Genomic DNA, 13,010 nt, shown 5'->3' on the forward strand with positions numbered 1-13,010 from the left:
GGCGGAGCGCGGCCGCTGGCGCGCGGATCGCCGTGCGGGCGGCTGACATGCCCGCACGGCGATCCCCGGCGGGGGCGTCGGCCCAGGGACCTCCGTCCACCGCCCGGGGACGACCGGTCGGGTGTCAGCCGACGGTCGCGAGCGTCGCCGGCTCGTCCACCGGTTCGGCGAAGGAGGCGACCGGCGGGCAGGTGCACATCAGGTTGCGGTCGCCGTAGGCCCCGTCGATACGCCGCACCGGTGGCCAGTACTTTCCGGTACGCAGCGTGGCCACCGGATAGGCGGCGACCGAACGCGGATACGGATGCGCCCACTCGTCGGCGGTCACCATCGCCGCGGTGTGCGGCGCGTTGCGCAGCGGATTGTCCTCGAGCGGCCAGGTGCCGTCGCCGACCTTGTCCGCCTCCGCCCGGATGGCAGTCATCGCATCGCAGAAGCGGTCGATCTCGCCCAGGTCCTCGCTTTCCGTGGGCTCCACCATCAGGGTGCCGGCCACCGGAAAGGACATCGTCGGTGCGTGAAAGCCGTAGTCGATGAGGCGTTTCGCCACGTCGTCCACGGTGACGCCGGTGGCGCGCGTCAGCGGCCGCAGGTCAAGAATGCACTCGTGTGCCACGAGGCCGCCCCGTCCGGAGTAGAGGACGGGATAGTGCGGGCGCAGCCGGTGGGCGATGTAGTTGGCGTTGAGCACGGCCACCGAGGTGGCCTCCCGCAGACCGTCCGCCCCCATCATCTGGATATACGCCCACGGGATCATGAGGATGCCGGCGGAACCCCAGGGCGACCCGGAGATGGGGCCGACCCCGGTCGCCGGACCGGCCTCGGCGCGCAGCGGATGGTTCGGCAGATACGGCAGCAGTTTCTCGCCGACGGCTACCGGCCCGACCCCCGGACCGCCACCGCCGTGCGGAATACAGAAGGTCTTGTGCAGGTTCAGATGGCTGACATCCGCACCGAACTGCCCGGGCTTGGCCAGACCGACCAGCGCGTTCAGGTTCGCCCCGTCGACGTAGACCAGACCGCCCGCCTCGTGCACGAGGGCACAGGCCTGACCGATGCCCTCCTCGTACACACCATGCGTCGACGGATAGGTGACCATCAGCGCGGCCAGGACCTCGGTGTGCGTGCGGGCGGCGCGGGCGAGATCGTCGAGATCGACGTTTCCGTCAGCGTCACACGCGACGACGACGACGCGCATTCCCGCCATCGCGGCGCTGGCCGCGTTCGTACCATGGGCGGACGACGGGATCAGGCACACGTCACGCACGGGCGCACCGGCCGGTGTGTGGTCCCGGTGATAGGCGCGGATGGCCAGCAGCCCGGCCAGTTCGCCCTGACTGCCGGCGTTCGGCTGCACCGAGACACCGGCATATCCGGTGATCCGGGCGAGCCATTCCTCCAGATCGCGGATCAGGGTGAGATAACCGGCGGCCTGGTCAAGCGGGGCATACGGATGGATGTCAGCGAACTCCGGCCAGGTGACCGCGGCCATCTCGGTCGTGGCGTTGAGTTTCATCGTGCAGGAACCAAGCGGGATCATGCCGCGGTCGAGGGCGAGATCGAGATCGGACAGCCGGCGCAGATAGCGCAGCATCGCCGTCTCGGAGCGGTGCTCGTGAAACACCGGATGCTCGAGGTACCTGTCGGTGCGCACCAGTTCCGTGGGCAGCGCGACCGCGGTCGTCGTCGGGATCGGCCCGTCCAGTTCGGCCTGCGCCGTCACCTCGGCCGCCGCCGCCGGCGGCACCCCGAAGGCGGCCCAGACGGCCCGCAGATCCGCCTCCACCGTCGTCTCGTTGCAGGAGATGCCCACGTGGTCGTCATCGACGAGACGGATGTTCACCCCGTGTTCCAGCGCCGCGGCCACCACCTCGCCGGCACGGCCCGGCGCCGCGGCGATGACCGTGTCGAAGAACGACGAGTCACCGAGGGTGACTCCACCGACGCGCAGCCCCTCGGCGAGGCGCACCGCGAGCCCGTGGACCCGCCGCGCGATCCCCGCCAGGCCCTGCGGGCCGTGGTAGACCGCGTACATCGAGGCGAGCACCGCGGGCAGCACCTGGGCCGTACAGATGTTGCTCGTCGCCTTCTCCCGGCGAATGTGCTGTTCCCGGGTCTGCAGGGTGAGCCGGTAGGCCGGGTCACCGGCCGCGTCGATGGACACCCCGACCAGCCGACCGGGCAGCGTGCGTTCGAGGCCGGAACGCACGGCGAGGTAACCGGCGTGCGGCCCGCCGAACGACAGCGGCAGACCGAACCGCTGGGTGCTTCCGACCGCGATGTCCGCGCCGAGTTCGCCGGGTGAGCGCAGCAGGGTGAGCGCCAGCAGATCGGCGGCGACGGTGACGAGGAGGCCACGCTCACGGGCCCGCGCGAACACCTCCCGGTGCTCACGCAGCGCTCCGCTGGGCCCCGGGTAGGACACCAGCAGCCCGAACGCCGCGTCGAGCAGCTCCGCCGGCACCGCCGCAAGCCCGTCGCCGCCGGACGGGCCGTCCGAGAGGTCCACGAGGTGGACGGTGGCACCCAGGGCCTCGGCGCGGGTCGCCACGACCGCGATCGTCTGCGGAAGGGTGTCGGCGTCGACGAGGTAGACCCGCCGCCCGCCCCTGGCCCGGCGCAACGCGATCTGCATGGCCTCGGCCGCCGCCGTGGGCTCGTCCAAAAGCGACGCGCCGGCCACCGCCAACCCGGTCAGATCTGTGATCATGGTCTGGAAGTTGAGCAGGGCCTCGAGCCGGCCCTGGGAGATCTCCGGCTGGTACGGCGTGTAGGCCGTGTACCAGGCGGGGTTCTCCAACACGTTGCGCTGGATGACGCCGGGCATCACCGCCGGGTGAAAGCCGAGGCCGATCATCGAGGGCACCGGCCGGTTCGCCCGACCGAGTGCCCGCAACGCGGCCAGCACGGCCGGTTCGTCGAGCGCAAGCGGAAGGTCGAGGGACCGGTCGGCGATGAGCGCGGGCACGGCCGCATCCGTCAGGGACCGCAGCGAGTCGTGACCAAGCGTGGCCAGCATCGCCTTACGGGCGCTGTGGTCCGGGCCGATGTGGCGATCGGCGAAACGCGGATAGGACCCGGGTGGCACCACCACCGGCGGGACGTTCTGCTCGCTGCCGTCATGCATGAGAGGCCGCTCCGGAGGTCAGGCAGAACCGACAGAGACGCATCGGCGCCGCGACGGGCCTCCCCCTCTGTCATATGGCCTGAGAGCTTCGCCGCGCCTCGATCGCGAGTTCGCCCTGACGGGCGGCGCGCGAGGTCGGGGGCGACTTTCACCGTCGGCGGGACGCCTGGACGTCCACTTTCCAGAGTTGCCTGACCCGGCGGTTGGGGGCCTGAGAGTTTATGGGGAGAGCTTGCTCCTTCGGCGTCCCGGCACAGAGCGACCGGGACTCTCCCGCACGGGTGTGAGCGGCAGCGGTATGCAGTTTGTACGTCGAAGACTAGCCGCGATGGCGACCCGCGGCCACCCGTCTCCGTAACTCCCACACCCGCCACCGCCACCGCGGCTACCGCTGCGGCTGCCACTGCCGCCGGTGCCCTCAGACGAAGACGGTCTCGCTCGCCCGCAGCAACCGCGCCAGAAACGGCGGGGGAAGCACGGCGGCGTCGGCGGGATGCTCCGACAGCGGGGCGATCTGGGTGCGGTAGCAGTCGACGGCCCGCCGACGGTCGCGCACCACCCGTTCGGGCAGGGACACCGACCTCGCCCGCGACCAGGGCACCGCCGGATCGGCCGGCACCGCCCAGTGCCACGTCCAGACGGGGTACTCCACCAGCCGGGCCCCGGCGCGCCGCGCGGCCAGCGCCGCCGCGCGTCCCGTCGCCTCGTGATCGGGATGTCGATCGCCGCGCCAGGTGGTGAGAACCCAGGTATCTGCGGTCAGCAGTGGCTCCACGAACGCGGTCAGGGCGGCCTCGTGCCCGGTGACCTGGCCGTCCGGCAGTTCCGCCCGGTGCACCGGCGCCTGCCCGAGGCCCAGCGCCGTCAGGGCCGCGTGCTGCTCGGCGATCCGGTGCTGGGCGAGCTGGCGCGCCGAGAGGGTGGGCGAGCCGGGATGCGAGCCGTCCCCGTCGGTCACCGCCACCACCGTGATCCGCGCGCCCAGCTCACTGAGCCGCACGAGCAGCCCCCCGACGCCGAGCACCTCATCGTCTGGATGGGGGGCGACGACCACCACCCGCGGCGGGGGGTCGGTCAGGTCGAACTCCGGCCAGCCCGGCTCCCACTGCTGCCAGACCGACGCGGGGGTGCCGGCATCGGTGAACGGCCGCTCTGCGTCGAGTCCCATGCCTTCCTGCATACGGCACCGCGGCCCGCCACGCCGGACGAACACCCCACCGGCCCCGGAACTCGCCGGCCCCGCGGTTCGCCGGCCTCGCGGTTCGCCGGCCTCGCGGTTCGCCGGCCTCGCAGTTCGCCGACGCGGCTGGTCACCGATGCAGCAGCTCGCTCTTGGCCGCCTCCTTGTCGGTCAGCGCCCCGTCGTGCTCCCGCCGGAAGACCTCCTCCGCCATCCGATCGGACGAGGTCTGGCTCGCCACCTGTCGGGCCATCTCCTCGTTGGACGTATCCGCCCCGGCGGGCCGGGTGTGCCCCGGCCAGGCCAGGGGTGCGTCAGTTCGCTTCGGTCTCTGGACCATGGCTGCTCCTCCCAGGTCACCTACCGAGCTGCAATACCCGATGTAATCGACTGAGAACCATTCGTTATCGGGCGGGGTGTGTTCTGATCTTCGGAACCGGCCCGGCGCCGGCCCGCGGCCGCACGGATCTCGGCGGCCACCGCGGCGGGTGCGATCCGCTGGGCGATGCGGCGACGGCGTGGCACCGATGCGCGCAGTGCCTGGTCCAGCGCGTCGGCCAGCCGCCAGGCCTCGGCGGCGGCACCACGGCCGGTCGCGGTGCGTCGCCGATCGTCGCCTGGATCACCGAACAGGGCGACGGTGGCCAGCTCCGCCAGGCCGCGCAGCGCTGTCCCGGCCGGTTCACCCGTCTGGCTGGCGGCGTCCACCACCTCGACGGGACTCGCGGCGGCCGGCATCGGCTGGCCCGATCGGGCCAGGAGATCCAGCGCGTGACGCCAGGCCGCGACGATCCGCGTCCGTTCGGTGCCGCGCCGCCGGGCCCGGCGGCGGCGTAGTCCAGGCAGCGCGAAGGCCAGGCCGAGATAGCCGGTCAGCACGAGCAGGGTCGCCGTCCCCGCCACCCGGATGCCCCGCCCCCGGTCGGACCAGGCCGGCGAGGGCCCGGACGGGTGGTGGTGCGCCGCCGTCCCGGTGTCGGGCCGCGGTGGGCCGGTGGGGACGTCCACCGTGGCGCCCAGCACCGCGTTGACGAGTTCGGCCTGCGCCGTGGACTCACCCTGCGTGGCGCCGGCGACAACGGCGCCACGCGCGTCGGCCGCCATCGGCGTCGGGAAGAAGGGCATCCAGCCGGCGCCGGCGAAGTGGATCTCGGCCCAGGCCAGGGCGTCGGCGCCGCGGACCGGGCGGGCGGCGGCGCTCTGCGCCCCGGGCACGCTGAAACCGACGACGAGCCGGGCGGGTAGACCAAGCAGGCGGGCGGCGAGCACGAACGCGGTGGCGAACTGCTCGGAGGTCCCGCGCCTGGTCTGCTCGAGGAAGTGGGTGACCTGCGCGAGGCTGTGTCCCGCGGGGGCGGCCGGATCGAACACGAAGTTCGTCCGCAGGTACTGCCGCAGCAGTGCGGCCCGCTGGTAGGGCGAGGTGCCACCGGCGGTGGCGATCGTGGCCAGGCCGCGCAGGACCGGTGGCACGCCGGCTGGCAGTGCGCGCGCACGGGCGTCGGCGGGCGTGGTGGAGGCGGCCAGGGTGAGCGTCTGGCCCGCCGTGGGCACGGCCTGCGGCCAGGACCGCACCCGCAGCCGGGTACCAGCCGTGAGCGGCTCGGTCCGCACCAGCACGCCGTCACAGGCCGCCACCGCGAATCCTCCCCGCGTCACCTGGCCCGCGGCGACCGCGGAGCCGCCCGTCACCGCGCCCTCGGTGGTGGGCGTGCCCGGATCGGGCGTGCCCGGGAGCACGACGAACTGCCTGGGCTCGGCCAGCACCGGGACGAGCTGACCGCCCAGTCCGGCGATGGTCAGCTCCTGGGTCACCGGCGCGGACGCGGCGCCAGCGACCCGCGCGCCGTCGTGGCCCGATCCGGAGGTGGCCGAACCAGTGGTCTCGGGACAGCCGGCGGTACTCGCGCCCGCCGGCAGGTAGCGGGTGCTGGAGGTCCAGGTGGCGCCGTCGTAGTCATCGAGCACGGCCAGCCGCAACGCCGCCGGCCCGGCGGTCGCGGAGGTCAGCGCGGCCTGGAACAGGACCTGCTGCGGATGGGCGGTCCAACCCGCGAGCCGACTCAACGGGCTGAGCTCCACCGTGCCCGTGGCGGCGGTCGCGCGATAGGCGCGCGGATCGATGCGCGGGTGGTCGTCGACCCGCAGCGGGCCGCCGGCCAGTCCGATCCCCACCGCGACCACACCGATCACGGCACCCGCCGTCCGGGCCAGCGTGGCCAACCGGCCGGCCGGGCGGCCGGGGCCCTCCAGCACGCTGCCGGGCTCAGGCCGCCCGGGCCTGACCCGACCGGGCCAGGGCAGCTCGACCCGGGGGTGACGAACCCGCACCAGCAGGGCGGCGAGCGCGGCGAACCCGGCGGCGGACGGCAGATCCGAGCCACCCGACGCGGCGGCATAACTCACCGTGACCAGAAACAGCACCAGCCCGGGTAGTGCGGGCAGCAACCGGGTACGGGTACGGACGACCAGCTCGGCGCCGATCGCCGTCGCCAGCCAGGTCAACGCGACCGGTCCCATCAGCAGCTCCGGCTCGGCCGGCGCTGGGACAGCCGTGTCGAGCAGACGTGCCCACCCGGTGACCATCCCCACCGCGACCAGATGCAACCGGGACCACACCCCGCCCGCCGGGGCGGCGACGGTCGCCGCGGCCCAGGCGACGAACCCGCTGCCCCACGCGACCACCGTCACGATCGGTGACGGCGGCTGGTGTCGGCCGATCAGGACCGCGACCAGCACCACCGGGATGATCACGGCGGCGGCGACATCCACCAGGACCTCGGGCCCGGTGATCACCCGATGCCAGCCGAGGCCGCCGACGAACGACAGCCCACCGGCCAGCAGCACGGCGATCAGACGGTGACGCCCGCTCATCGACGTCGCTCCCCCGCGACGCCGAACCCTCGCGGCCAGGTCGCCGGCCACCTTCCGGCCAGCGCCGCCGCGTCGGGAACGTCGATCACGGTCAGTCGCCCAGCCCGGCCCGGACCAGCACCGACCCGGCTCAGGTGCGCCGCGTCGCGCCGCGCGGCAACCGCGCCCGCGACCAGCGACCGGCCGGAGACAACCCCGCTGGCCCGCGTGGGCGATACCGGCCGCAGCCGGGCCCGCTCACCCGAGTCACGTCGCAGGACCGCTCGGGCGGTCGCCTCGGATCTCGGCCCGACCCGCACCAGCACCACCCGGCCGTAGGCATGGCCCACCGGGGTGAGGGCAGCCACCGCGGCCCGGTCGAAACCACCGGTCACCAGGACGAGCGTGCCGAGTCCGCCGCGCCGCAGCGTCCCGAGAACGTCCAGGGTGGCGTCGTCGGCCCACTCGACGGTGGCCAGTTCGTCGAGGAGCAGGTCGGCGTCGCGCCGTCGGCGGCGGCCGAGGACGCGTAGTCCGGCCGTGGTCACCAGGCGCACGCCGAACGCCTCCCGCGCGCAGGTCATCACCGCGGCGGCCGCCACATCGACGGCCGCCTCGAACGCCGCCCGTCCAGCCCCACCGGGGGGGTACGCGTCACGTCGGACATCGAGCACGACGGTGGCCGCGGGCTCCGTGGGGTCCATGTGCGTGCGGACCATCAGCTCGCCTGCCCGCGCGCTCGAGGGCCAGTGCACCAGGCGAAGGTCCTCGCCTGTCGCGTACGGCCGCAGCGTGTGGATCTCGAGTCCCCCGGCCGTGCCATGCCCGGTCTGACCGTCCGGTTCACGCGAGGGAGCCGAGGCGAGCGGTGCGAGCGGTGCGACGAGGGGCCGGACGTGCAGGGTCGCGGCGCCGGGCAGCCGCTGGCTACGAATGACCAGACCAAACGGGTCCGACCGGGTTATCTCGACCGGCCCGACCGTGATCATCCCGCGCTCCTCGGTCGGCAGGACCACGTCGATGGTGCGGGTACCAGCGCCAGGCAGTCGGCTGATCGGAACAAGCACCCGCGCGGAGGCGCGATCGCGACGGGACGACTCGCCACGGGACGACTCGCCACGCGACAGCTCGCTGTCGGATGGCTCGCTGTGGGACGCCAGCGAATCTCCCGCCGGCGCGGCGGACCCATCATCGGACGGGTACGGGCGGGCGCTGGCCATGTCCTGCTCCGAACGGGGGATGGTCGTCGTCAGCGGCAGGCGCAGCACGAAGGAAGGTGCCGTCCACCTGGAGTGGTTACGCAAAATGATCATCAGGGTGGCGGGTTCGCCCCGCGCCACCCGATGCGGCGACACCCGCAGCTCGGCGGACGCCCGTGGCTGGCGCACCGCGACGATCAGGGACAGCGCCACGGCGGCGGCGGCCGTCCCGCCGAGCACCGCGACCTCGGGGTAGTGCACCAGCCGTGCCCCGGCCAGCAGCACCGCAGCTGTGGCGAGCAGGCCCCATCCCAGCGGTGTCGGCCGCAGCCGTGAGCGGCCCGCCCGTGCCCTCCCCGGCGTAACCGTGCCCACCGCCGGCTGCGCGGCATCGGTCCCGGTCCCGGTCGTGGTCTCGGCCGTCGTACCGATCCCGGTGGTGGCCTCGAACTCGGCGCTGGTCCGGCGATGGGTCCTCGTCCGGGCTCTGCCCTCGGTTCCGGCCTCGACCAGCTCTCGGCTGGCCGGTTCTCGGGCGGGTCGCCATGCGGGCGGGTCGTCGGCCCGCATGGCGGGACCGGGCGGGCGTCCGGGGCCGGGGCCAGGACCGGGCGCGGGATGGGACGTGGGATGCGGGGCGAGGGAGGATCGCCATCCGGACGCGATCTCAGCTGGGCGTGCCGCGGCCGGACCCGCAGCAGGGTCATCGACCGGATCGGTGGGTCGCGGCCGGTGCCGCTCGCCCAGCCCGCGGGCGAGCGGTCCGGTCGGCGGCGTCCGCGGGGTGCGCCACGGGCCACGTTCTGGCCCCGAGTGCCCAGCCCGGTCAGCCCGGTCAGCACGGTCGGCGCGTAGTGGACGGGTGTCCGCCTCGGTCCTGCTGGCGCGGCGCATCGTGGTCGTCTGGTCGTCGGGACGCGATGGTCGTCCCCGGGATGGCACGGTCAGATCCCGAGCAGCCGACGCGGCGAGGGAACGGACTGCAGGATCTCGTCGACCACGTCCTCGGCCACCACGCGCCGCAGCTCCGCTTCCGGGCTCAGCACGAGCCGGTGGGCGAGCACGGCACCGGCGACCGCCTTGGCGTCGTCGGGCGTGGCGAAGACCCGCCCGTGTGCGGCCGCGCGGACCTGCACCGCGCGCAGCAGCGCGATGCTGCCTCGTGGGCTCGCCCCCAGCCGGACGATGTCGGGGATGGTCCGGCTGGCAGCGACCAGTTGGACCAGGTACCGGCGCAGGTTGGGGGCGACGTGCACGGCCAGTGTCTGGGCCGATCGGGCCACGACGTCCTCGGCCCGTATCACCGGCTGCAGGTCGTCCACCGCCCGGCCCACCTGCCTGCCCTCGAGGATCTCCAGTTCGGCGTCAAGGGAGGGGTATCCCATCCGCAGTCGCATGAGGAAGCGATCCAGCTGGGCCTCGGGAAGGCTGTAGGTACCGTCCATGTCGATCGGGTTCTGCGTGGCCACGACCATGAACGGCTGAGGCACCGGATAGCTTGTGCCGTCGGAGGTGACCCGACCCTCCTCCATCACCTCGAGCAACGCCGACTGCGTCTTGGGGGAGGCACGGTTGATCTCGTCGCCGATCACGATATTGGTGAACACCGGACCGGCCCGAAAGCCGAACTCCTGGGTCCGCTGGTTGTAGACCATGGTTCCGGTGATGTCGGCCGGCAGCAGGTCAGGGGTGAACTGGATGCGCTGGCAGCCGGCGTTCACCGAGGCGGCGAGGCTGCGGGCCAGCGATGTCTTGCCGAGCCCGGGAACGTCCTCCACAAGCAGGTGGCCTTCGGCGAACAGGCAGACAGTGGCGAGTTCAACAACGTCACGCTTACCCCGGATCACCTTTTCGACGTTCGTGACGACGTCCCGGAACACCGCGGCGAACTCCGCTATCCCGAACTCGTCACCGCGCAGTGGACCGGTGCCATCGCCATGCCCCGTCACCCCGTACCGCCGGTCGGATCGGAGGAGATCTGACTGCTCATCACCGTGCGCTCCTTGGGGCAGGACCAGGCGAGCTGGTCAGGATCCGGCTGCGGTCGAGGTGACGGGTGAGGCGTTGGAGGAACCCGGTACTGGCGGGGGTTTGAGGCTGGCGGGGGTTTGAGGCTGGCGGGCGGGACCGACATGGGTGGGACGTGGATGGGAAGGCGGACCAGGCCGGTAGGGGGGACGACCGACCCGGTCCGCCAGTCGGACGGTGGGGGGATCCGCCCGGGAACGATCGCCGCCCGGCCGTCGCCGGATGTGCGTTCCCGTTCCACATCGGTAGACGACGGACGAACGACTTTCGTTGTGCCACGACCCGGAAAAGTTGTTGATCTGATGGTCGACCAGCAGACATGTCCGTCACCTGACGAGGTCGTCTCGAGATGGTCGGCTACACCGGCGAGAGATCATCACGATTGGCAGCAATCAGGTTGCAACCTGTCGGCGGGGCGTCGCGTCTAACCCGGCGAGAGGGATACGCCACCCAACCGGACGGCCACTCGCCCAACAATGTATTGACACAAAACACAATTACTTCCCGTGTGCATTGGGCAGTGCGCACGGGTCATGGTGAGTGCTGCGCCCCTCCCAAGGCACTCACCAGGCGGTGTCCGTGCGGATGGGCGGGGTGGCACGCTCGCACGGACACCGCCCTGCCTCCCCTTTCGCACCGGGTCAGCCGTGCGGCGCGTGCGCACTCCTGCTTCTGCCGTGCCGCGGTCCTGTGTGCCGCGGTCCTACTCACCCCCCTGTCGGGGCATGAGCATGGGGGGAGAAACCCATCGTGGTCTTCGGGCAGGGGCGACGCAGGATGGCCACGGTCATCTCGGCCGCGGCGGCGGCCGGTCTCACCGGCGCCGTCGTGTTCTGCACCACGGGGATCGCACCCGTCGCGCTGTCGTCCTCGGATGCGGATGTCTGGCTGCCCTGGAACACCGCCGGCCTCATCACCCATCTGCAGAGCACCACCGGACGGGCCGACGCGGCGATCACCATCCCGGCCGCCGCGGGCCATCACCTGACGGTCCTTGCGGACGGCCCAGACCTGCTGGTCGCGGACCCGGATGCGCACCTGCTGCACCTGGTGGAGCCGCAGCGGCTGGCGCCGGCCCGCTCTGTCACCCTGCCCGCCGGGGCCAGCGTCGACGTGGCACCCGACGCGGTCGGGGTCATCGACAGCGCGTCTGGGCGGGTCATCCGCCTGGACCGGGAGCGGTTGACGCCGACCGGACCGACCCTGGATCTCGGCGGTCCGCTCGGCAGCACCGCCCAGACGGCGGACGGCACGCTGTGGGCACCCGTGCGGGCCAGCGGCTCGGTGGTCCCGATCATGCGTGGCGTGCCGGCCGCCCCGATCCGTGTGGCCCCACCGGGCCATGCCATCGACATGGTGCTCTCCGGTGATCAGCCAGTCGTCCTGGACGCCACGGCAGCGACGCTGATTCCCCTGGCGGACGGACAACCCGGTCGAACCACCGCCCTCGCCGTACCGCCAGCCGACACCGGTACCGGTACCGGTCCTAACGGCGGTGCCACAGTTGACGGCGGTGCCACAGCGGCTAATGGCGATGCCACGGCTAACGGCGGCGCAGGTCCGGGCGCTGCTCGAGGGTCCGTCACGGCTCTGGTCGCGGCGGCCCGGTCTCCCCGCGACCTTGTTCTTGTGATCGACACGAGGTCCGGCCGGCTCCTGCTCGCCGACCTGGCGCGCGGCGGGGTGACCTCCATCGACATCCCCGCCAGCGTGCCTCCCGCCAGCACGATCTCCGCCAGCACGATCTCCGCCGGCACGCCTGCCGCCGCCACGGCACCATCCGGACTGCCCGACATCGATCGACCCGCCGGCCTCGCCAGCCCGACCGGGCCAGCTGGAGTGGCTGGAGTGGCTGGGCAGGCCGGGCAGGCCGGGCCAGTCGGACCTGCCGCCGCCGTGGTCACGCCCGTACCGGGCGGGCTGCCCGGCGGGCCGGGCGGTGCGCAACCGGTGGCCGCGCCGGCGCGCCGGTTGGCGGCCCCGGTCTGGCAGGACGAACGGATCTTTCTGCCCGACCACGACGGCGGCGTTGTCCTGGTCTTCGACCGCGGGCGGCGGAGTTTCACCACACCCATCAGGCCCGGCCCCACCCTCACCGGCGCGGACGCTGGCAGGCCAGCGCTCACGGTGAGCGTCGACGGTGACCGGGTCTGGATCAACGACCCGGACAGCGCGGAGCTCGTCCTGATCCGTGGGGATCGACAGCTGGTGCTGTCGAAGCAGCCAGCCGGCCTGGCCGGTCAGGCGGACACCATCCCGCCGCGTCCGCTGCCGCCCGCACCACCCCGGCCACGGCCGTCGTCAACCCTCCTCGACGGCACCCCCAGCGGGCCGACCCCGCGGGCCACGCCCCACCCGCGGGTCGGGCAGGGCGGGCAACCCGACACCGCCGACGTCCCTGGCCCGGTCGGGCCAGGGACCCAGCCGCCACGACCGACGACCGTGGCCACCTCCCCCATCCAGACCCCGGTCCCGCCCACCACCAGCCCCAGCACACTGCCGAACATCCCCCATCCGCCCCCCACACCCGCGGGCGAACCTGGCACCGGCGCCACCCGGGACGCCCCCGCCCCGGCCCGGCGCTGATCGGACCGCCAGCGCGGCGCCCGGATCAGGGCCGTCC

7 protein-coding genes and 2 riboswitches are annotated in these 13,010 nt (G+C 73.0%); of the genes, 1 reads left to right on the forward strand and 6 read right to left on the reverse strand.

The genetic code is table 11. The features are described from left to right. Positions 1–124 precede the first annotated feature (124 nt). The 6 genes from gcvP to MXD59_RS00235 all read right to left on the reverse strand — a co-directional run bounded on the left by gcvP (position 125) and on the right by MXD59_RS00235 (position 10,308). Positions 125–3,127: an aminomethyl-transferring glycine dehydrogenase gene (gene gcvP, locus MXD59_RS00210; protein ID WP_248822931.1), complete on the reverse strand. Its 3,003-nt coding sequence runs from the start codon at positions 3,125–3,127 to the stop codon at positions 125–127. Between the two features lie 60 nt (positions 3,128–3,187). Next, a riboswitch (glycine riboswitch) is annotated at positions 3,188–3,317 on the reverse strand. Next, positions 3,318–3,413: riboswitch (glycine riboswitch) on the reverse strand. It abuts the riboswitch before it with no gap. Between the two features lie 132 nt (positions 3,414–3,545). Continuing rightward, positions 3,546–4,295: a PIG-L deacetylase family protein gene (locus MXD59_RS00215; protein ID WP_248822932.1), complete on the reverse strand. Its 750-nt coding sequence runs from the start codon at positions 4,293–4,295 to the stop codon at positions 3,546–3,548. 142 nt (positions 4,296–4,437) lie between these two features. After that, positions 4,438–4,647, reverse strand: a complete 210-nt coding sequence (locus MXD59_RS00220) for a hypothetical protein (RefSeq protein ID WP_163547483.1) — start codon at positions 4,645–4,647, stop codon at positions 4,438–4,440. 20 nt (positions 4,648–4,667) lie between these two features. Next, a complete protein-coding gene (locus MXD59_RS00225; RefSeq protein WP_248822933.1) occupies positions 4,668–7,181 on the reverse strand; it encodes a transglutaminase-like domain-containing protein in 2,514 nt (837 codons plus the stop codon). Next, positions 7,178–8,929, reverse strand: coding sequence for a DUF58 domain-containing protein (locus tag MXD59_RS00230; RefSeq protein ID WP_248822934.1), 1,752 nt, complete (start codon positions 8,927–8,929; stop codon positions 7,178–7,180). The genes MXD59_RS00225 and MXD59_RS00230 overlap by 4 nt, the downstream gene beginning before the upstream one ends. A 374-nt stretch (positions 8,930–9,303) precedes the next feature. After that, on the reverse strand, positions 9,304–10,308 hold the full coding sequence (locus MXD59_RS00235; protein WP_372511831.1) for an AAA family ATPase: 1,005 nt from the start codon (positions 10,306–10,308) through the stop codon (positions 9,304–9,306). An 829-nt stretch (positions 10,309–11,137) separates the two neighbouring features. On the opposite strand from MXD59_RS00235, the gene MXD59_RS00240 reads away from it, so the two are divergent. Continuing rightward, positions 11,138–12,973: a hypothetical protein gene (locus MXD59_RS00240; protein ID WP_248822935.1), complete on the forward strand. Its 1,836-nt coding sequence runs from the start codon at positions 11,138–11,140 to the stop codon at positions 12,971–12,973. The last annotated feature ends 37 nt before the right edge of the window (positions 12,974–13,010 follow it).

Source organism: Frankia umida (genome assembly GCF_023242945.1).
In the GTDB taxonomy this organism is placed as follows: domain Bacteria; phylum Actinomycetota; class Actinomycetes; order Frankiales; family Frankiaceae; genus Frankia; species Frankia umida.